At 63.4% G+C, this 19,640-nt stretch carries 19 protein-coding genes; 2 read left to right on the forward strand and 17 right to left on the reverse strand.

What is annotated here, in order from left to right:
• Window positions 1-8 precede the first annotated feature (8 nt).
• Window positions 9-1,013, forward strand: coding sequence for a N(2)-acetyl-L-2,4-diaminobutanoate deacetylase DoeB (gene doeB / locus RCF49_RS17315; RefSeq protein ID WP_342644229.1), 1,005 nt, complete (start codon window positions 9-11; stop codon window positions 1,011-1,013).
• A 217-nt stretch (window positions 1,014-1,230) separates the two neighbouring features.
• A complete protein-coding gene (locus RCF49_RS17320; protein ID WP_342644230.1) occupies window positions 1,231-1,416 on the forward strand; it encodes a hypothetical protein in 186 nt (61 codons plus the stop codon).
• 14 nt (window positions 1,417-1,430) lie between these two features.
• Here the strand turns inward: RCF49_RS17320 and RCF49_RS17325 are convergent, their stop codons facing one another.
• The 17 genes from RCF49_RS17325 to RCF49_RS17405 all read right to left on the reverse strand — a co-directional run bounded on the left by RCF49_RS17325 (window position 1,431) and on the right by RCF49_RS17405 (window position 19,631).
• Window positions 1,431-2,177, reverse strand: coding sequence for a 2OG-Fe(II) oxygenase (locus tag RCF49_RS17325; protein WP_342641031.1), 747 nt, complete (start codon window positions 2,175-2,177; stop codon window positions 1,431-1,433).
• Complete coding sequence (gene ada / locus RCF49_RS17330) at window positions 2,174-3,265, reverse strand: bifunctional DNA-binding transcriptional regulator/O6-methylguanine-DNA methyltransferase Ada (RefSeq protein WP_342641032.1); 1,092 nt, start codon at window positions 3,263-3,265, stop codon at window positions 2,174-2,176. The genes RCF49_RS17325 and ada overlap by 4 nt, the downstream gene beginning before the upstream one ends.
• Before the next feature lie 72 nt (window positions 3,266-3,337).
• Complete coding sequence (locus RCF49_RS17335; RefSeq protein WP_342641033.1) at window positions 3,338-4,927, reverse strand: class I adenylate-forming enzyme family protein; 1,590 nt, start codon at window positions 4,925-4,927, stop codon at window positions 3,338-3,340.
• Window positions 4,928-4,975: 48 nt separating this feature from the next.
• On the reverse strand, window positions 4,976-5,641 hold the full coding sequence (locus RCF49_RS17340; RefSeq protein WP_342641034.1) for a TetR/AcrR family transcriptional regulator: 666 nt from the start codon (window positions 5,639-5,641) through the stop codon (window positions 4,976-4,978).
• A gap of 62 nt (window positions 5,642-5,703) precedes the next feature.
• Window positions 5,704-7,413: an AMP-binding protein gene (locus RCF49_RS17345; RefSeq protein ID WP_342641035.1), complete on the reverse strand. Its 1,710-nt coding sequence runs from the start codon at window positions 7,411-7,413 to the stop codon at window positions 5,704-5,706.
• Window positions 7,373-8,089 carry an ABC transporter ATP-binding protein gene (locus RCF49_RS17350; RefSeq protein ID WP_342641036.1) on the reverse strand — a complete coding sequence of 239 codons (717 nt, stop codon included), beginning with the start codon at window positions 8,087-8,089 and terminating at the stop codon, window positions 7,373-7,375. The genes RCF49_RS17345 and RCF49_RS17350 overlap by 41 nt, the downstream gene beginning before the upstream one ends.
• A complete protein-coding gene (locus tag RCF49_RS17355) occupies window positions 8,082-8,843 on the reverse strand; it encodes an ABC transporter ATP-binding protein (protein ID WP_342641037.1) in 762 nt (253 codons plus the stop codon). Before RCF49_RS17355 ends, RCF49_RS17350 begins: the two co-directional genes overlap by 8 nt.
• A complete protein-coding gene (locus tag RCF49_RS17360; protein WP_342641038.1) occupies window positions 8,840-9,862 on the reverse strand; it encodes a branched-chain amino acid ABC transporter permease in 1,023 nt (340 codons plus the stop codon). The genes RCF49_RS17355 and RCF49_RS17360 overlap by 4 nt, the downstream gene beginning before the upstream one ends.
• Window positions 9,859-10,746 (reverse strand): branched-chain amino acid ABC transporter permease, encoded by an 888-nt coding sequence (locus tag RCF49_RS17365; protein ID WP_342641039.1) that lies wholly within the window; start codon window positions 10,744-10,746, stop codon window positions 9,859-9,861. Before RCF49_RS17365 ends, RCF49_RS17360 begins: the two co-directional genes overlap by 4 nt.
• A 65-nt stretch (window positions 10,747-10,811) precedes the next feature.
• Window positions 10,812-12,077: an ABC transporter substrate-binding protein gene (locus tag RCF49_RS17370; protein ID WP_342641040.1), complete on the reverse strand. Its 1,266-nt coding sequence runs from the start codon at window positions 12,075-12,077 to the stop codon at window positions 10,812-10,814.
• A 79-nt stretch (window positions 12,078-12,156) separates the two neighbouring features.
• Window positions 12,157-12,954: an enoyl-CoA hydratase/isomerase family protein gene (locus RCF49_RS17375; RefSeq protein WP_342641041.1), complete on the reverse strand. Its 798-nt coding sequence runs from the start codon at window positions 12,952-12,954 to the stop codon at window positions 12,157-12,159.
• 25 nt (window positions 12,955-12,979) lie between these two features.
• Window positions 12,980-14,080, reverse strand: coding sequence for an acyl-CoA dehydrogenase family protein (locus RCF49_RS17380; protein ID WP_342641042.1), 1,101 nt, complete (start codon window positions 14,078-14,080; stop codon window positions 12,980-12,982).
• Window positions 14,081-14,092: 12 nt separating this feature from the next.
• On the reverse strand, window positions 14,093-15,274 hold the full coding sequence (locus RCF49_RS17385) for an acyl-CoA dehydrogenase family protein (RefSeq protein WP_342641043.1): 1,182 nt from the start codon (window positions 15,272-15,274) through the stop codon (window positions 14,093-14,095).
• A 148-nt stretch (window positions 15,275-15,422) separates the two neighbouring features.
• On the reverse strand, window positions 15,423-16,493 hold the full coding sequence (locus RCF49_RS17390; RefSeq protein WP_342641044.1) for an SDR family oxidoreductase: 1,071 nt from the start codon (window positions 16,491-16,493) through the stop codon (window positions 15,423-15,425).
• Between the two features lies 1 nt (window position 16,494).
• Window positions 16,495-17,232, reverse strand: a complete 738-nt coding sequence (locus tag RCF49_RS17395; RefSeq protein ID WP_342641045.1) for an SDR family oxidoreductase — start codon at window positions 17,230-17,232, stop codon at window positions 16,495-16,497.
• Window positions 17,229-18,848, reverse strand: a complete 1,620-nt coding sequence (locus RCF49_RS17400; RefSeq protein WP_342641046.1) for an AMP-binding protein — start codon at window positions 18,846-18,848, stop codon at window positions 17,229-17,231. Before RCF49_RS17400 ends, RCF49_RS17395 begins: the two co-directional genes overlap by 4 nt.
• A gap of 15 nt (window positions 18,849-18,863) precedes the next feature.
• Window positions 18,864-19,631 (reverse strand): SDR family NAD(P)-dependent oxidoreductase, encoded by a 768-nt coding sequence (locus RCF49_RS17405; protein ID WP_342641047.1) that lies wholly within the window; start codon window positions 19,629-19,631, stop codon window positions 18,864-18,866.
• Window positions 19,632-19,640 lie beyond the last annotated feature (9 nt).

The following is a 19,640-nucleotide window of genomic DNA, read 5'->3' on the forward strand; positions in this document are numbered from 1 at the left end:
CGATGAACATGATCAATGCTCTGCCACCCTCACCGATCCATCCCACCGTCGATTTCGAGCGTGACGGCGTGCAGCACGGGTTCCTGCGCTTGCCCTATAGCCGGGACGACTCAGCATGGGGCTCGGTGATGATCCCCATCACCACGATCTGCAACGGCGAGGGGCCAACCGCGCTTCTCACCGGCGCCAATCACGGCGACGAATATGAAGGCCCGATCGCCTTGTTCGATCTCGCCCGCAGCCTCAAGCCCGAGGAGATCACCGGTCGCGTGATCATCGTCCCGGCCATGAACTACCCCGCCTTCTGCGCCGGTACCAGAACATCGCCGATTGACCGTGGCAATCTCAACCGCTCCTTCCCCGGCCGGCCGGATGGCACGGTGACCCAGAAGATCGCTGATTATTTCACCCGCAACCTGCTCCCTCTGGCAGACCTGGTGCTGGATTTCCACTCCGGCGGCAAGACACTCGACTTCGTGCCATTCGCCGCCGCCCACATTCTGCCGGACAAGGAACAGGAGGCCCGCTGCTTTGCGGCTGTCGAGGCATTCTCCGCGCCCTATTCGGTCCGCATGCTCGAGATCGACGCAGTGGGTATGTACGACACCACCGCCGAGACACTGGGCAAGGTCTTCGTCACCACCGAGCTGGGCGGTGGTGGCACGGCCAGGGCCGAAACGGCGCGCATCGCCAAGCGGGGCGTGCGCAATGTTCTGCGCCATGCCGGCATCCTCGGCGGCCCCATCGAGAAAGCCCCCACGCGCTTCATCGATATGCCCTCTGACGACTGCTTCCTCTTTGCCGAGGCGGACGGGCTGATTGAGACCTGCATCGACCTGGGTGAGCCAGTTCGCAAGGGCGATGTGCTTGCGCGCGTCTATCCCATCGGGCGCACTGGGCTTGCGCCTGCCGAATATCAGGCCAAGCTCGACGGTATTCTCGTCGCGCGCCACTTCCCCGGCCTGGTTAAGGCCGGCGACTGCCTGGCGGTGCTGGGTACCATTGAGGACTGATCCGGTTGGGGATCTTCTTTTCGCGACCATCTGGCTCGACCGGCGTTCACCCCGAAACGATGGGTGAATGCCAATGGACGAGAAAGCGAAGATCAGCACTGGCCTGAACGACAGGCCTCGCAACGAGACGATCAGCCAGACGGGCCCGGGCCTGCCGGATGACTCAAGCAGGCCCGTTGCCGTCGATGAAGCGGAGGTCGCGCGTGCGCGCCGCAGCTTGGAACAGGCGAGCGCCGGTGGCTCTGGCGTTCAATCGGAAAATGTCGACAGCGTGCCACCCGGCACACCGGGCTCCGGCGAGAATATCTGCCGCCACTGCTCCGGCAGCGGCATGATCGACGGCAAGCCCTGCCCGGAATGCGGCGGCACCGGCAAGGTGACGACCCCGATCGGCGGTGCGTGACACTGAACGGGTGCTCAGCGGGCATCATGGAAGATGATGCCCACCGTATGCCGCTGACCGGAGCGCAGCCGGCTCACCCCGTGCCGGAGATTGACGCGGTAGTCGCCCTTGCTGCCGCGCACGGGCCGGTGATGGACCGCGAAAATCACGGCATCGCCTTTCCTGAGCGGCACGACCTCCGCCCGGCTTTGCATCCGTGGCCGTTGCTCGGTCAGCACGAACTCGCCACCCGTGAAATCATCATCCGGCTGAGACAGCAGGATTGCCACCTGGAGCGGGAAGGCAAGCTCGCCATAGAGATCCTGGTGCAGGCAATTGTAATCGCCTGGCCTGTAGCGCAGCAGCAATGGCGTCGGCCTGGTTTGCCCCGCCGCATGGCAGGCCGCCAGCAGGTCCTCATGCCGTTCGGGATAGCGGGTGGCAATGCCCATTCGCTCGTTCCAGCCATTGGCGATCACCGCCAACGGCGGGTAGAGCGCAGCACGCAGGTCCCTGATGAGGTCAGGCAGGGGGTAGCCGAAATAGCGATATTCGCCGCGCCCGAAGCCATGCCGCGCCATGATGACATGGCTGCGGAAATGCGCTTCGTCGTCATAGAGCCCGGCAATGCCGTCACATTCGTCGGGCGCAAGCAGCTGCTCGATGATGGCGCAGCCAAAACCATCGAGCTCGGCTGCTAGTCCCGGCCAAGACAGCCCTGCCACCCGCTCCGCTGCCGAGGGGGCGCCATCAACGGCCAGTTTGCGCGCCAGGCCGCTCATAGCTTCACCTCGCGGGCCAGCAGCGCCCGTTTGCGCTCGACACCCCAGCGATACCCCGACAGGGCGCCGTCGGTCCTGACCACCCGATGGCAGGGGATGGCGACCGCGATCGTATTGGACGCGCAGGCCCGCGCCACCGCTCGCACCGATTTTGGCGCGCCGATCCGTCGGGCGATCTCCGCATAGCTCGCCATCTTGCCGGGCGGGATCTGGCGTAGTGCCTCCCACACCCGTTGCTGGAAAACCGTGCCCCGGATGTCCAGCGGCAGCTTGAGCCCGATCTGCGGCGCCTCTACGAAGCCGACGACCTCCGCGACCAGCGTTTCGAACCCTCCATCACCGCCGAGCAGCTCGGCATTGGGGAACTGGTCCTGCAGCATCCGCAGGAGGTCATCTGGGTCGTCCCCAAGGTGAATGGCGCAGATGCCCCTCTCGCTGCGCGCGACGAGTATGGAGCCGAGCGAGCACTCACCGATGGCAAAACTGATGCTCGTTTTGTCACCGCCCTTTCGGAACGCGGTCGGCGTCATTCCCAGCACGTCATTTGATGTCTCGTAGAACCGGCTGTTCGAGCCGAAGCCGGCGTCATAAATCGCCGATGTTACGCTGTCCTCCGGCCGGGTGAGGGCCTCACGGATACGGCTGGCGCGATGGGCCGCCGCATAGGCCCGCGGCGTGATGCCGGTTTCGCCCTTGAACACCCGGTGAAAATGGAACGGGCTCATGCCGGCGGCCGCCGCGAGCTGCTCAAGCCGCGGTGCTTCGTCCGCTTGCTCTATCCTGCGGCAGGCCTCCGCCACGATGGCGGCGTTCTGCTCTGCCCGGGATGGCTCATCGGGCCGGCAGCGCCGGCAGGGCCGAAACCCTGCAGCGGCAGCCTCTGATCCATTGTCAAAGAAGGAGACGTTCTTGGGCTTCGCAAGCCTGGCAGCACAGCTCGGCCGGCAATAGACCCCTGTTGTCTTCACCGCATACACGAATTGCCCGTCAAACCGCGCATCCCGGTTGACGACCGCCTGCCAGCGCGGATCCTGCTCGGTGGGAACCGTCTGATCCTGCGGCTTTTCCCTGATATCGAGGAGCGTCATCTCCAATCCTCCAGACTGATCTGGATTGAGAGTTAGCCTCGCTTGCCTCGGCTTACACTCCGCTGCTTGCTCTCAAACTGTTTCGCTGGCCATTTTCGCCCGCAGCTCTGTCTTCAGCACCTTGCCCATCGGGTTCTTCGGCAGCGCCTCCAGAAAAAGCCAGCGCCGTGGCACGGCATAATCCGCAAGCTGGGCTGCACAATGGCGCGCGAGCACCTCCTTGTCTACGGCTTGACCCGGCACGAGCACCACGCAGGCCGCGACATCCTCGCCGAGATTGGGGTGCGGCACCGCGACCACCGCAGCTTCACGCACCGCCGGATGTGTGTAAAGCACGCTCTCCACCGCCACCGACGCGATCTTGAGCCCGCCGCGATTGATCACATCCTTCTTGCGATCACCGAAGAACAGGAAGCCATCCTCATCGAGCCTGCCCACATCGCCCGTAAGCACGCGCCGGCCTGAAAAGGCCATCGCCGTGGCCTCTGCATTCTCGTAATAACCCATGGCGACCGCCGGCCCGGTGATGGCAATTTCGCCCGTTTCACCCGGGGGCAGCGGCTCGCCCCGCTCGTTCACCACCGCGATCTCTGTGTAGGGCATCGCGTGGCCCACCGAACCCGCCTTGCGCTCCAGATCCGCAGGTCCAAGCACGGTTCCACTGGGGCCGCTTTCCGTCAGCCCATAGATCTGGACCTGATCAACCCAGGGCCAGGCCTCGCCGATACGCCGCATCAGCTCGATCGGCATTGCCGCGCCGCCATTGGCCACCCGCCTGAGGCTCCGCAGGTCATATCCGCCCTTGGTATATTCTTGCAGCATGAAGTTCAGGACCGACGGCACCCCGTGATAGAAGCTCGTGGCCTCCGTCTCGATGAGCCGCAGCCGTCGCTCATTGTCGAGATGACCCTCGAGGATCAGCCCCGCGCCCTGCACCCAGCACGACATGCACGCGATATTGAGGGCCGAGCTGGTGAAGAAGGGGAATGCCCCCTGATAGAGATCATCCGCCGTAAGGCCGAGCGCGCTCCCGCAGCAAAGCCCGGCGGCGATCATCGTTCTATGGCTGTGCATCACGGCCTTGGAACGGGCCGTGGTGCCGGAGGTGAAATGCAGGCAGGCAAGCGTGTCCGGATCATCGGCATAGGAGAGCTCAGCCCCTGAACCCTGTTGCTCGGGTTCGGGCCAAGGCGCGTCACCCGCACCCGCACCATCCGCATCGACCACGAGCAGCCTTGCGCTCGGCGCGAGCTGACCCATTCGCGTGCGTGACCTGCTATCGGTGACGATCATGCGGGGGCTGGTCAAGGTGATCGCATGGGTGAGTTCATCGTCGGAGGCCCGTGTATTGAACGGCACGACCACCGCCCCCAGCGCGAACGCGCCCAATGCCGTGAGGATGCATTCACGCCCATGATCATTGGTCAGGAAGACACCGATGCGCTCGCCCCGTGTTAAACCGAGAGCTGCAAGTTCCTGCGCCATGGCATCCATGCGCTGGGCGAGCTGCCTATAGGTGAGGCGGTCCCGGCCTGCACCGCTCTGGGCAGAGAGAGCAAGCCGGGTCGGAAAGAGCTGAGCCCGCGCCTTCATCAGCTGCGGGATCGTATAGCGAAGGTCGGCGTCTTTGCGCTCACAAGGGTTGCTTTCGCTGCACGGCATTTCCCCACCCCCCTTTTGGGTCGGATGCGGCCTCGAGCCCGTCGAGGCTCAGGATGTTCCGACCCTTTGCTTCGGATTACGATCTGCGGTCTTTGGCTCGCCGTTTTCGACCTCGTTCTCATCCAGCCCGAAGCAGCGGATGAACGCCTTGAGATAGGTACATTTGACCGGCTCGGGGAGGTCGTTGATCAGCCCGTCGCGCACAGCGTAGCGCTCGAGCAGGAACTCGCGCGCGCCGATCATCATATAGGCGAGCACCTCCAGCTCATCCTCGCCAAACCCTTTGAGCTCACCGGTGTCGTAACTGCGCTTCAGCGAGCGCGTGTAACCGCTGGCCATGCGTCTCAAAAAGGCTTGATGGACTGGTTGCGCAAAGAATGCCGCTTCATTGAAGATGCGATGCATCGCCGGGTTCTTCTGCATGAATTCGAAATTGGCGTTCAGGCCGCGCCGTTCACGGTCGGCGAGGTGTTCTGTCTCGGCGATCTGGTCGGCAATATGGCGCAGCATCACTTCGCCCACATAGGGGAGCAGCTGATCGAAAAGGTCCTGCTGGTTTTTGAAATAGACATAGATCAGGCCATGAGCGACGCCGGCCTCCTCAGCGATCCGCGCAATGCTGGCCTTCCCGTAACCATGCCGGCCCACCACCCGCATCGCCGCCTTGAGGATGGCCTCGCGGGTCGCTGCTGCCTTTTCTTCACGCCGTGCCATTTGCTACTTGTCGTCCCTTCTCACGCGCTGGCTGCCCCCCCAGCCCGTGAGCCCGCGATGGGTCAATCACCGGTGGCAGCCGACGATGCTTCCGAAGCAATGCGGTCCGCAATCATCTTGCGTAACAGGTGCTTTTGCACCTTACCTGATGCGGTTTTGGGAAGCTGCTCGACATATTCCAGCCGTTCAGGCCATTTCTGTCGGGCGAGACCGTACTGCCGCAGGTGCTCGGCAATCTCGCTCTGACTCGGACGAACAGCCCCACTTAGGATTAGATAGGCACATACGCCTTCACCAAGGCGGGGATGCGGCATTGCGACGACAGCGGCCTCTTTGATCGCCGGATGTTCATGCAGCGCATCCTCGATTTGCTTGGCGCTGATATTCTCACCCCCCCGGATGATGATGTCCTTCTTGCGCCCGGTGATGGTGATGAGGCCGTCGGGCGAGAGGACGCCGAGATCGCCCGTGCGAAAATAGCCTTCCTCGTCAAAGGCCTCGCGATTGGCGTCCGGGTTGGTATAGCCTCGGAACAGGCTGGGGCCCCGCGCCAGGATCTCGCCCTCCGCTCCCCGCGGTACCCGATTGCCCTGCGCGTCGACCAGCTTCACATCCCAATCATAGACCTCCCCGTCGGTCGTCGCGGCCAGTTCCGCATCTCCTCGGCACCATTGGCTGATCATGGGACATTCCGAACTGCCGAACACCCGGAAGCTCATGCAATTGGCAAAAGCGCGGTTCGCACGCCGGACGATCTCGGGCGGCACAGCCGCGCCACCGCAGGCAAACACCCTTAGGCTTTCGAGTCGGGATCCCTTCTTCTCGGCGGCATCCACGAGCTCGGCGAGGAACGGTGTGGCGCCGATCATGAACTCGATTTTGTGCCGGTCGATCATGTCCACCGCAGTGGACCCATCCCATTTCTCCATGAAATGGGTTTGCGTGCCGAGCAGGATCGGCATCTCCATGCCATAGGAAAATCCCGTCACATGGGTCACCGGGCTCGGCATCAGCAATCTTGCTCCCGGCGAGAGCTTCCAGGCGGTCATGCTGGCCCAGAGCGGCCGTCGTTGCTGGTTCTGGCTGTAGATGACGCCTTTCGGCTGCCCCGTGGTGCCGGATGTGTACATGATGAACTTCGCCGCATCCGCATCCCGTTCCTGGAGCGGCCTTGTTGAGCTTCGTCCTGCATTCAGGATGTCCTGGAAGCGGTGGGCCCCCTCTGCTTCGCCACGCACGATGACGAGATGCTTGAGCCCCGGAATATCCCCCCTGATCCGCGTGATCATCTCGGGGTAATCCACCCCGCGGAAGCGTTCGGGAATGAACAGCAGCCGGGAACGGCAATCATTGAGGATGAACCTCAGCTCGGCCTCCCGATAGATCGGGATGATCGGATTGATGATGAAGCCGCCCAGCGCGCAGGCAAGATCAATCACCGGCGCCTCGATCCAGTTCGGGAGCTGGAAGCTGACCGTTTCGCCGGGACGCAACCCGATTTCGATGAGGCCGCGCGCCAAAGCCGTCGCATTCTCGAGCAGCTGTCGATAAGTGAGGCCGCCTGTCTCCCCGATCACGGCAAGACGGTCGGGCTCTTCTGCCGCGCGCCGCCGGGCCATCTCGCCGAGGGTCTCGCCGGTCCATTCACCGGCGGCTCGGCGCGCTTCCCGCTCGCCTTCCGCAAAGCGAAGCGTCCATTCGGGGATATCGTCCATCGCCTGTGTGGACGTGCTAGACGGCGAGATACCGTTCCTTGAGGCTTGGATCTGCATCGAAGTCATCCCAGGATCCATCAAAGACGATGCGGCCGCTGTCGATGAGGAACAGGCGGTCCGTACATTGGCGGGCAAAGCTCAAATTCTGTTCGGCGATTAGGAAGGAGAGATCACCTCGCATGCGCAACCGTGCGAGATGGTCGGCCATCTCGGCAACGATCACCGGTGCGAGCCCCTCGACCGGCTCATCCAAAAGCAGGAGCTTGGGCAACCCGAACACGCCCCGTGCCACGGCCACCACCTGCTGCTGGCCGCCGCTGAGCTGAAAGCCTGCCCGCTCTTTGAGGGGCTCGAGCATCGGAAACAGGCGCCAGATCTCATCGAGGCTCATCTCGCTGCCCTTTGATGCCCGGGCGAACCGGCCAAGCGCGATATTCTCCGCCACCGTGATCTTCGGATAGATCCGGCGGTCCTCGGGCACCAGCATCAGGCCCAAGCGGCTGCGTCTCTCGGTGGGCAGACCGGCGAGCGGCTTGCCATCGAAGGTAATCGCACCGGAAACCCGTGGGCCCGCATCGAGCAGGCTCTTGAGCAGGGTGGACTTTCCAGCGCCATTCCGGCCCAGCAACGCAACGCTCTCGCCTGGCTGGACCGTGAGCGTCGCATTCTGAATGACGTGGCTGCCGCCATAATAGGCATCGAGGCGGCTTACCGATAGCAGTGGCTCAGCCATGCCCGAGATAAACCTCCCTGACGCGCGCATCCGCGCGCACCGCATCGGGCGCGCCGCTTGCGATGATTTCCCCGTGGTGTAGGACGGTGAGCCGGGTCGCCAGTCCGAACACCACCTCCATGTCATGCTCGGTGAGCAGCAGCGTCAGCCCATACCGCTCGCGCACTCGCGAGATCGTCGCCACGGCCTCTGCGCGGTCTGCGGGCGACATGCCCGCCGTCGGCTCATCCAGCATGAGGAGCTTGGGCTTGAGCGCGAGGCTCATGGCGAGTTCGAGCCGCTTCTTGTCGCCATGCGAGAGGATCTTGGCAGGGGATCCCGCCGTGCTTTCAAGGCTGAGATCTGCAATCAGTGTATCCACCTCACGCCGCACCCCGTCCGCCGGCGCGACTGACCAGAAGCGCGTGCTCTGGCTGCCCTGCAATCTCTCCCGCATCTCGACCGCCACCACCAAATTGTCATAGGTGGTCATCTCCGCGAAGATCTTGGCCACCTGGAACGAGCGGCCGATCCCCCGGCGCACCCGCTGCCAGCCGGCAAGGCCCGTCACATCTGCCGCCTCGAAGGTGATCGTGCCCGCATCGACCCTCGATTCCCCGCTGAGGCACTTGAAAAGTGTGGTTTTGCCCGCGCCATTGGGCCCGATGACCACATGCGCTTCACCGGACGCCAATGTCATGGACACGTCCTTGAGCACTTTGACCGGCCCGTAAGCCTTATAGACCCCTGCTGCCCTCAGGATTTCGGCGCTCATGATGCCTTCTCCACCTTGCGCGTGAAGGGAAGGGCACGCCCCGGCGCAGCCCCCGCGCCGCGGCCGCCGGCGAAGCGCGAGATGAGGCCGAGCACGCCGCCGGGTATGGCAAGCACAACCGCCAGCAGCAGCATTCCCACAGTGAGATCCGCAACCCCGTGAATTCCTCGCGTGAGATAGCTCACCGCACCGAACAGGATGGCCCCGACGGCCGGCCCCCAGAAGACGCCGGTTCCCCCGAGCAACGCATAGAGAACCGGTTGGGTAGAAACCGACCAATGGGCAAGTTCAGGCGAGACGATACCGGCCCAGGGCGCCAGCGCCGCCCCGCACAGGCCCGCCACGCAGCCCGATACGACGAAGGCTGCAAGTCGCCATCTCTGGGTGTCGATCCCGAGGAACGCGGCGCGCATCGGCTCCTGCCGGATCGCTTGCATCAGCCGGCCGGCGGCCGAATTCTGCAAGCACCACAGCGCCAAGGCGATCAGTGCCATCAGGATGATGATGAAGTAGTAATACCGGTTGCCGCCGGCGAGATTGATCGAGAACAGGCCGAGATCGATGGTCGGCCGCCTGATGCCGACCAGGCCATCATTGCGGCCAAGAAAGCTCGTCCGGGTAATCACGATATGGATGAGCTCGGCGAAGGCCAGCGTGAGGATCGCGAAATAGATGCCGCTCGCCCGCCTCAATGCAACGAAGCCGAAGATGAGGGCGAGCAGGCCACCAATGGCAGCACCGCACAGCAGGGCCAGAAGAAAAGGCATGCCCGGCAGCTTGAGTGAAAGCATCGCCACCGTATAGGCCCCGCCCGCGAAGAACATCGCATGTCCGAACGACAAGAGCCCGATGCCTGAGAAGAGGAGGTTCCAGGAAAGCGCGAACACCACATTGATCGCAACCATCCCCGCGAGGAAGATGAGGCCGCTATTGGCAAAGCTCGGCACCAGCGCAAAGGCCGCGAGGCCAACGGCAAGGATGGCGAGATTGATGTGCAGCCGTGAGCGATGGTCGGTCATGCCGGCTCCTCCCGCCCCATGAGCCCTTGTGGCCGGATGAGCAGAATGGCCGCGAGCGCAATCAGATAGAAAATGCCGGGATAATCGGGCACCAGCGTGCTGCCGAAGCTCTCGATTAGCCCGAGCAGGATCGAGGCGAGGAATGCCCCCCGGATCGAACCCATGCCGCCCACGATGACAACCCCGAAGGCTTGCAGCAGGAAGATGCCGCCAAGCTCCGGCGATAGGCTCTGATTGGCCGCAAGCAGGCCGCCCGCAAGCCCGGCGAGCCCGAAGCTGATCACCACCGTGATGAGATAGATACGCTTGATGTCGATGCCGAGCACCCTGGCCATCCAGCCATCCATGGCCACCACTCGGATGAGCTGGCCGGTGCGGGTCAATGACATGAACGCTTCGAGCGCGAGGAACACCACGACCCCCGCGGCGATGATGAACATCGTATAGGTCGGCATGATGAGATCGCCGGCAATGATGGCCGAGTTCAGGGCCGGCGGCGGCATGACGCTGCGGAAGTCGAGCCCCCAGATCAGCTTGACCGCCCCGACACAGGCCAGCAGCAGGGCATAGGTCGCGATCAGCACATAGGCATCATCAACCCCGCGCAGCCGGCGGAAGATCAGGAGGTCGACCACAACCCCGAGCCCCGCGACCACCAGGCCTGAGGCGAGCGCCAGCAGGATATAGACGGGAACCGACACACCGCTCCCGCCAATCGCCGTCATGAGGCTATAGGCGATATAGGCGCCGATCATGAAGAACGCGCCATGCGCGAAGTTCAGGATATGCAGGATGCCGAAGATCAGCGTCAGCCCTGCAGCGACCAGAAAGGTGGCCATGCCCCAGGAAAGGCCATTGAACACGGTCAGACTGAGGTCGAACATTGAGGACCCTTCTTGTCTGGCAACAGGGAAGAAGCCACAAGGCCTCTTCCCGTCGGCGGGACCGCTTAAAGCGCCTTCAGCTGCAAAGGCTCGCCAGGGGTGGGCGGCTCGATCACCTTGGCCCCGTCGACCTGCACATAATCCGTCACCGCGAACCCGGACTCCGCCTCGGCGCTCGGCTCGATGAAGCACAGCTCCACATTCTTGATGGCCTGATTGTCCTCGGGCCGGATGATGCGCTTGCCCGTGGCGCTGTCGAAGGTAAGGCCCTTGAGCGCCTCGATCACCGCGTCTGTCTCGCTGCTGCCGGCCTTCTCCACCGCCGCCTTGTAGGCGAGAATGGCAGCCTGCGCCTCGGCCGCCCAGCCCATCGGATATTTGTCGCCCGTGCGCTTCACATATTCATTGTAAAGATCATCCGAGAGCGGATTGCCCTTGTTGGTCTCGTAATACCAATGGAAGCCGCTCCAATGCTTTGGCACCTGATTGCCCATGGCCTTGGCCACCAGGAACTCGTTGGCCGAATCCAGCAGCACCTTGATCTTGTCGAAGAACCCGTAGGGCTTGGCCTGCTGGTAGAGCGTAACCGCATCGCCCCCATAGACCGACGTGTAGATGCCATCGACCGGCAAGCGCATGGCCTGAGCGATGAAAGTCTTGTAATCACCAGCGCCATAGGGAACCAGGATCGGCTGCTTGATGTCGGGCTGCTTGCCGGTGAGCTCGGGATAGATCGTGAGCATCGCATCCACGAACACGGCCCAGGTGGTCCGGCCATATTCGTGATCGGGGATGATCCCGCCCCAGCTGCTGATTTCCGGGTTCTTCTCGACGATGTGCCGGACGAGCCCGTGATTGCGCATATAGGGATTGTCACCCACCCGGAAGACGTTCGGCGAATAGTTCTCGTGATTGATCTTTTCGGTGCCGGCGCCCGAGGTGATCACCACGCCGCCTTCGCTCTGCATCAATGGCCCCATCGCGAGGGCTGCCGCGCTCGAGATCGTGCCAAGCTGCAGGTTCGCGCCGAGCCCGACGAGCTCGCGCGCCGCCACGCTGGCATCATTGGGATTAGCGCGGTCGTCCCGGAATTCGAGCTTGACCTGCCGGCCGCCGATGCCGCCATTCTTGTTGACGTAATCAGCCCCGATCTCCGCGCCCACCTTGACGAAATTGCCGATCAGCTGCTGCGGGCCGCTGAGGGGTGTGACCACGCCGATCGTCAAGCTTTCTTGAGCCTTGGCACGCTTGATGTAAGGCAGTGGCAGCATCAGGCCGCCACCGAGCGCGGTCACCCCGGCGAGAACATGTCGCCTGGTCAGATTTGTCATCCTGATTTCCTCCTCCTTATGGCTGCTCTTGCGGCAGCCTTTCGCGTATTCTCAACGTCTGGGACTTCGGTACTCCGCGTCAATCACCCGTGAATTCTGGCTTGCGCTTCTCCCGGAAGGCAGCGACGGCTTCCTGGTGATCCCTGGAAACATTGGACAGCGATTCATAAGCGATGCCCGTGTCCATCACGCTGTGGGCAAGCTGCTTCAGCGCGATATTGGTGGTCACCTTCGTCCAGCGGATCGCCTTGCGCGCGCCCGAGGCGAGCCGCCGCGCCAGACCATAGACTTCCTCGTCGAGCTTCTCTTCCGGCACCGCCCTGTTGATGAGCCCCATGCGCGCAGCTTCCGGCGCGGGAATGGGATCGCCCGTCAGCAGATATTCTTTCGCGCGGACGAACCCGATCATCTGCGGCCAGAGGATCGAGCCGCCATCACCGGCGACGAGGCCGACCGAGACATGCGGATCGCCGATCTTTGCCCGCTCGCTCGCGATGATGACGTCGCAGGTCAGCGCAATGGTGGCGCCAAGTCCGATTGCATGGCCGTTCATCCGGCAGATCAGCGGCTTTTCCATATCGAGCTGACTGAAGATGATGCGCTTGGCTTCATAGCCGGTCTGCTCGAATTTCCTGGGGTCATCGATCGCGTCTTGCATCCAGTCGATGTCGCCACCGGCACAGAACGCGCGTCCCGCTCCGGTGAGCACGATAACGTCTGAATCCGGATCATCGTTGAGGTCGATGAACAGCCGCGACAACTCCGTATGAAGCTGAGCATTGACCGCGTTGAGCGTGTCCGGAATATTGAGGGTTACGGTGAGTATCCGACCTTCGCGCTTGAACAAGATCGTCTTGTAATCCTTGAAGCGATCCACGGCGTCCTCCCTGAACATCAGAACCTTACTGGCGATACGTGGCGGCAACCCGCTCGAGATGTGGCGGCTCGCCGCCGAAAATCAGATCAAGTGTCTTGAGCCGCCTGAAGCCTGCGCCAACTGGCAACTCCTCCGTCATGCCCATACCCCCATGCAGCTGGATGGCTTCCCGGCCGATATGCAATGTCCGCGAAAGCACGCCCAAGCGTGCGGCGGAAAGCGTTCGCTGGCGGCTGTCTCCCTCCGGCCCGGTCAGCGCCATTGTCGCCATGATCATCAGCGAGCGTGCCTCTTCCAGCGCGATGAACATATCGGCCATCCGGTGCTGCAGCGCCTGGAATCGTCCGATCGGCTGGCCGAATTGCTCCCGTTGTTTGAGGTAATCGAGAGTGCGATCGAACAGGCCCTGAGCAATGCCGACAGCTTCCGCGCAGAGGGCGGCAATCGCGTGATCTGCGGCAATGCTCTGTGCGCGATCTGCCGCCTGGCCCCGCGCAAGAATTTCATCCTCCGAAACCGGCGTGTTCTCGAATGCAAGAGCTGCAGCGGGCCAGCCATCGAGGGTGCGGAAGCCCTTGCGCGAGACACCTGAAGCCTGTGCCGGCAAGGAAATGAGAACCGTCTCGCCGGCTTCTTCGGCCTTGGCCGCCAGAATGAACCGATCTGCCGCATCGCCATAGGGCATGAGCGGCTCACGGCCCGAGAGGACTGCGCCCTGCCCACCACGCGCCAGCGTGAGCGTGCCAGTTGCCCGATCGGCAAGCGCGGCAGTAATGATCTCGTCTCCGGCAAGGAGCGGAGCAATGTCATCCGCGCTCTGGCCGGTTTCCACCAGGAGCCGCGTGGCCATCACCATGGTGGCAAGCAGCGGCTCGGACATGAGTGCTTTGCCTGCGCCTTCCATGATGACCATGGTTTCGACCGGCCCCCCGCCGAACCCACCATTGCGCTCCTCTAGACCGGCGCCGAGCCAGCCCAATGCCGCAATCTCGCGCCATGTCTCACGGTCGAACCCATCCGATGGATCCGCGCTGGGCGATCGCTTGCGCTTGCCATAGTGCTCGGCGGCAAAGCGCGCGACGCTGTCCTGCAGCAGCTTTTGTTCGGGTGTAAGGCTGAGATCCATGGGGTCACCTCCTCACAGACCCAAGGCATGCTTGGCGATGATGTTGCGCTGGATCTCGTTGCTGCCGCCCCAGATTGTCGGGGCCCGCTGGAACAGGAACTCGGTGACGATCCCCATGGTCCCGGTCAGCTCTTCATCGGCGACATTGATCCGGTCGAGCATCAGCTCCGGCTGGTAGGGAAGGGCATCGGCGCTGAGCACATCGACCGCAAACTCCGACATGGCCTGCAGGATGGTTGAGCCGCGCAGCTTGAGAATGGAGGCTTCATAGCCCGGCGATTGGCCGCCCATCACAGCGCTGAGCAAGCGAAGCGTCGTCCACTCCAGGGCGAGGACATCGATTTCGAAACCTGCCATCCGATCGCGATAGCGTGCATTGGCCGTCAGGCCCCGTTCCCGTGCAAGCTGCTGGATCCTCTCGAGGCACCGCTTCGCCTTGCCCACTTCCGCCGAGAGCACGCGCTCATGCCCCAAGAGGAACTTGGCATAGGTCCAGCCCTTGTTCTCCTCGCCCACTCGGTTCTCGACCGGCACGCGCACATCGCTGAAGAACACCTGGTTGAAATGGTGCAGGCCGTCTATCGACTTGATCGGCTCGATTGTAATCCCTGGCGATTTGAGATCGATCAGCAGGAACGAAATGCCTTCCTGCGGTTTCGCGCTCGGATCGGTGCGCACGAGTGCGAAGATCCAGTCGGCCCAATGCGCCATGGTGGTCCAGATCTTGGATCCGTTCACCACATACACGTCCCCTTCGCGCACCGCGCGGGTTTTGAGCCGGGCAAGATCCGAGCCGGCATTGGGCTCGGAATAGCCCTGGCACCAGAACACCTCGTTGGAGAGGATGCCGGGCAGGTAACGCCGCTTCTGCGCCTCGCTGCCGAACGTGTAGATCACAGGGCCCACATAGTTGACGCCGAACGGTAGCAACCACGGCGCACCCGCATAGCTGGTTTCTTCCTGGAAGATGTAGCTCTGGGTCGGTGTCCAGCCGCAGCCGCCATACTCCTTGGGCCAGAAACCTGCAATCCAGCCGCGCTTGGCCAGAATGTCCTGCCAGCGCATGTAATCGTCGCGCGCGAGGGGCCGGCTTGCCAGAACCTTCTCGCGAATGCTGTCAGGCAGGTGCTCGGCGCAGAACTGCCGCACTTCGCGCCGGAATTGCTCGTCTTCGGCGGTCCAAGCTGCATCCATCCGTTTCCTCCCAAGAGAACGGCGGTCGCCTTCTTTTTGATTTATGATTCAATCTTCAGAAGGTTTGCGGAGCGATGCAAGACTTTTTTGACGAAAGGGATCGCTCGCCTCTGGCCGTGGATAACGTGAGTGCGGGATGTGCCCCGTTCTAAGGAATGATCTTACGGGCGCGCAGATCAGCGAGCGCCTGGAGGATGCTCTCTTCCGTGTCCATGACCTCGGCGAATCCGCAGCGGCGGGATTTGATGGTGGACGACATGTCATCCCAGCCTGCGGAGAACAGGAAGTCGCCGAAGGACCAGTTGGCGAGCTTGGGGAGCGGATAATCGACGAGCCCGTGCTGGGCTGCGATCCTTTCCCAGTCTGGGCCCGCATCGGCCATGGCGCGGGTGAGGCTCATGGGCCGTACGATCCCAAGGGGCACGCCGAAGAACTCGGCGAGCCTTGGCCATAAGCCGCTCCAGCGGAAGTAATCGCCATTGATGATGTTGAACGACTCATTGGCGCAGGCCGGAGTGGTCGCGGCCCAGACCATGGCCCGGGCGAGCAGGCCCGCATCCGTTGCCTGAGATATGGAGCGGAAACAGGCTTCGCTTCCGGGAAAGTCGAGGGGCAGTCCCCGGCTGGCGCAGAGACTGCCATAGGCCCCGAGCAGGGTGACGAGATTGAAGGGATAACCGGCGCTGCTCGAGCACACGATATGCGGCCTCACCGTAGACCAGCTCCAGCCGCCATGATCTGCTTGCAGCGCCAGCAGATCATCATATTGGTCGTAATAGAAATTCGGCCCGAGATGGCGCGGATCGTCCTCGCGTGCGGGTGTTCGGTAGGGGCCGAGATGACTGCCATACCATTTGGTGCCGTGCACCAGGCAGATATGGGCGAGGGCCCCGGCCTGCTGCACCAGAGGCTGCAGCACATTGGCGAGCATGGCCCGGTTGACCCGGGCTTCCTCGCGTGGATCCGGGTTGCTGTAGCGGGCGCAGTAGAACACGTGCGTGACATCGGCGAGCGCGTCGCCAGCTGCGGCGCGGCACGCCTCCGCGTCGGTCAGATCGAGCGGCACATGGATCCAGCCGCTCGATGCCGCGGGAGCGCTGCGCGAAATGCCTTTGGCCCGCCAGTCGTCCAGGCTCAACAGGTGCCGGGTGAGCGCTTCCCCCACAATCCCTAAGGCGCCCACCACGAGAGCGGTTTTGCGGCCAATACTCGCGCTCATGCTATCTCCGCGTCGGGCGCAGCACGATTTCGTCACTGCTCACATGCTCTGGTTGCGCCAAAGCCCATAGGATCGCGCCGGCCACATCCTCCGGGGTGAGCCAGCCAGCGAAGCGTTGATAGAACTGATCGGCGCGCGCCTCATCGCCACTCCAGCGGCGACTGGCAAAGCCGCTGCGCACCACGCCGGGAATGATCTCGATAAAGCGCAAGCCGCTGGCGGCGTAATCGATGCGTAAGCCCGCCATCAGCCCGTGCAGCCCGTGCTTTGTGAGCGCATAAGGCGTAAGCCCCGGTGCTGCTTCTCGCGCGGCGATCGAGCCCACCACCACGAGATCTCCCTGGTCACGGATAAGCCAGGCGGGCAGCATCGCGTGAATGAGCTGCGCGGCGGCGGTGAGGTTGACCCCGAGCTTGTCCTGCAGATCAGCAAGCTTGCTTTCGTGAAATGGCACATTGCCGCCTGCGTCATGGCCGGCAGCATAGATGAGGGTGTCGACCATCCATCCCTGAGGCAACCTTCCCAACAGTCGCGCGGCCTCGCCATCGCGGGAAAGATCCGCAGCGCAGATGTGCAGGCGGTCGCCGAACCGCGCGGCCAGCTCTTCCAAGCGGTCAACTTGCCGCCCCACCGCGACGACCCGCGCCCCGGAGTCCAGCAGCGCCACGGCCGTTGCCCGGCCGATGCCGCTGGTGGCGCCGGTAACCATGGCGGTCCGGTCTCGATGAGCTATTGTCATCCCGTGCCCACCTTCTTCTCTGGCTTGCGGCGGCCCTCCGCATCGGGGCTCACCCACGTTTCCGGCGTTACGCCGCGCTCGCGCAGCACCTGCTTTTGCACCTTCTGGGTGGGCGTCTTTGGCAGCGCGTTCAAAAATTCGATGAAGCGCGGCTTGGCGAAATCCGGCATGCGGGCCGCGCAGTGCTGGGCAATAGCCTCGGGTCCTGCCGTAGCCTCGGGGCGCAAGACCACATAGGCCTTCACCTCCTGCTCTTGCCGGTCGAAGGGCGAGGGAATGCCCACCACCGCCGCTTCCAGTACCGCCGGGTGCCGGCGCAGCACCTCTTCCACCTCGAACGACGAGATATTCTCGCCCCGGCGGCGAATGGCGTCCTTGGCGCGGTCGAGGAAATAGAAATAGCCATCCTCGTCCTCGCGCATCACATCACCGGTGTGGAACCACAGATTACGCCAGGCGGCGATCGTATCCTCCGGCCGGTTGTGATAGCCGGCCATGATCATCCACGGCCGGCGAGGGCGCACCACCAGCTCGCCGGGTTGGCCCGGTGGAACCTCCTCGTCGGTTTCGGGGTCGACTAGCCGGCAATCGTACCAGTCGGAAACCAGCCTGCCGCAGCTCCTCGGCCGGCGCTCCACGTTGCGCGGGTGATAGAACGGGCAGTTGAGCTCGGTCGAGCCATAGAGTTCGATCAGCTTGACGCCGAAGCGTCCCTCGAACGCGGGGCCGAGATCGGGCGCGGTGGGCACGGCCGTGGCGATGCGCAGGGGATTGTCGTGGTCCGCGGGCCCTTCCGGCTGCTTCAGGACGAAGTCGACCATGACACCCAGGAGATTGGTGGCAGTGGCGCCGCTGTCGCGAATGTCCTGCAGCCATCGGCTGGCGCTGAATTGCGGGCTGAGCGCCACCCGGCTCTCGAGCAGCAGCGCGCCGAAGACGCCAAGCAGCAGCGCATTGGCGTGGAACAAGGGCAGGCAGCTATAGAGCACGTCGCCCTCACCAAGGCCTAGCTGCTGGATATAGATGCGCGGGTTCATATAGAGCTGGCCATGGGGCATGAGCACGCCCTTGGAGCGGCCGGTGGTGCCGGACGTATAGATGATGGCCCCGATATCTTTGGAGGTCACGGCAATGTTGAGACTGCGCTCTGGCCCAGCCATCAGCTCTGTGAAGGCGACGCGTTCGATGGTGGCGCTGTCGAGGGCGACGGCCGGTGCGCCGTCATCCACATCCACCAGCACCCGCAAACCCGGTATCTCCGGCAGGATTGCCGCGATGGCTGGCTGGAAGCGGCGCCCGGCGATGAGCACCCGCGCATCCGCATCACTGATGATATTGGCGAGATAATCCCCGACAAAGCCGGTATTGATGGGCACCAACACCGCGCCGAGGCGGTTGATGGCGAACCAGGCCTCGATGAATTCCACCGACGTGCCGAGCATCACCAGCACCCGGTCGCCATGGCCAACGCCCAGTCCTTTAAGCCCATTGGCCAGCTTGCGCGAGCGGTGCTCGATCTCCCCGTAAGACCGCTCGGCCCCGCCGATCACCCGCAGAAAGGGCCGGTCGGCTAGCCTGCCTGCGCGATCCTCGATGAGCCAGGGCAAAGGGTGCATTCCATCTCCCACTGTTCAGCGGGCGGTCAGGCCGCCATCGATGGGCAGCATCACGCCGGTGATCATCTTAGCCTCATCGCTGCTCAAGAACACCGCAGCAGCCGCCACGTCCTCGAGCCCGATCAGCCGCTTCATGGGAATGCCCGCCCGGAAGGTCGAGAGGAATGCCTCCTCATCCCCCGATCGCCGGCCGATCTCGCGCATGAGCGGCGTATCGATCGGCCCGGGGCAGAGGGCATTCACCCGGATAGGAACGGGTGCGAATTCCAGCGCGATCGACCCGACCAGCCCGCCAATGCCATGCTTGGAGGCGGCATAGGCGGTGAAGCCCGGCCGCACCATCAGCGACTGGATCGAGCCGGTGAACAGAATGGAGGCATTGGCGCCCGCCTCAGCCACGGCGCGCAGATGCGGGATGGCGGCTTTTGTCATGAGGAAGGGGCCAACGAGATTGGCGCCGATCACATGCCGGAACTCGTCCGCTGAGATGGCATCGACCCCGCCTTGCTGCGGCACGCCGGCATTGTTGTGTAGGACATGCAACGCGCCGAACGCTTTGATCGCCTTTTGCACGGCGGCCAGACAGTCCTCCTCGCGCGTATGATCGGCCACCAGCCAGCGCGCCTGATCGCCGATCTCCTCGGCGACGGCACGCACCCTGTCGCCAGCGATATCGGTCAAAAGCACACGGGCGCCCTCGGCGGCGAAACGCCGGGCCGTGGCCGCGCCTATGCCTGAGCCCGCGCCCGTGATCAGTGCAACCTTGCCTGCAAGCCGGTTCATGTCTCGTGT

The organism is Rhodoligotrophos sp. CJ14, assembly GCF_038811545.1.
GTDB lineage: Bacteria > Pseudomonadota > Alphaproteobacteria > Rhizobiales > Im1 > Rhodoligotrophos > Rhodoligotrophos ferricapiens.

Bases quoted from the DNA above. Each gene is read 5' to 3' on its own strand.
- doeB (WP_342644229.1), top strand. From the start codon at position 9: ATGATCAATGCTCTGCCACCCTCACCGATCCATCCCACCGTCGATTTC.
- RCF49_RS17325 (WP_342641031.1), bottom strand. From the start codon at position 2,177: ATGAGCGGCCTGGCGCGCAAACTGGCCGTTGATGGCGCCCCCTCGGCA.
- ada (WP_342641032.1), bottom strand. From the start codon at position 3,265: ATGACGCTCCTCGATATCAGGGAAAAGCCGCAGGATCAGACGGTTCCC.
- RCF49_RS17335 (WP_342641033.1), bottom strand. From the start codon at position 4,927: ATGCCGTGCAGCGAAAGCAACCCTTGTGAGCGCAAAGACGCCGACCTT.
- RCF49_RS17340 (WP_342641034.1), bottom strand. From the start codon at position 5,641: ATGGCACGGCGTGAAGAAAAGGCAGCAGCGACCCGCGAGGCCATCCTC.
- RCF49_RS17345 (WP_342641035.1), bottom strand. From the start codon at position 7,413: ATGCAGATCCAAGCCTCAAGGAACGGTATCTCGCCGTCTAGCACGTCC.
- RCF49_RS17350 (WP_342641036.1), bottom strand. From the start codon at position 8,089: ATGGCTGAGCCACTGCTATCGGTAAGCCGCCTCGATGCCTATTATGGC.
- RCF49_RS17355 (WP_342641037.1), bottom strand. From the start codon at position 8,843: ATGAGCGCCGAAATCCTGAGGGCAGCAGGGGTCTATAAGGCTTACGGG.
- RCF49_RS17360 (WP_342641038.1), bottom strand. From the start codon at position 9,862: ATGACCGACCATCGCTCACGGCTGCACATCAATCTCGCCATCCTTGCC.
- RCF49_RS17365 (WP_342641039.1), bottom strand. From the start codon at position 10,746: ATGTTCGACCTCAGTCTGACCGTGTTCAATGGCCTTTCCTGGGGCATG.
- RCF49_RS17370 (WP_342641040.1), bottom strand. From the start codon at position 12,077: ATGACAAATCTGACCAGGCGACATGTTCTCGCCGGGGTGACCGCGCTC.
- RCF49_RS17380 (WP_342641042.1), bottom strand. From the start codon at position 14,080: ATGGATCTCAGCCTTACACCCGAACAAAAGCTGCTGCAGGACAGCGTC.
- RCF49_RS17385 (WP_342641043.1), bottom strand. From the start codon at position 15,274: ATGGATGCAGCTTGGACCGCCGAAGACGAGCAATTCCGGCGCGAAGTG.
- RCF49_RS17390 (WP_342641044.1), bottom strand. From the start codon at position 16,493: ATGAGCGCGAGTATTGGCCGCAAAACCGCTCTCGTGGTGGGCGCCTTA.
- RCF49_RS17395 (WP_342641045.1), bottom strand. From the start codon at position 17,232: ATGACAATAGCTCATCGAGACCGGACCGCCATGGTTACCGGCGCCACC.
- RCF49_RS17400 (WP_342641046.1), bottom strand. From the start codon at position 18,848: ATGCACCCTTTGCCCTGGCTCATCGAGGATCGCGCAGGCAGGCTAGCC.
- RCF49_RS17405 (WP_342641047.1), bottom strand. From the start codon at position 19,631: ATGAACCGGCTTGCAGGCAAGGTTGCACTGATCACGGGCGCGGGCTCA.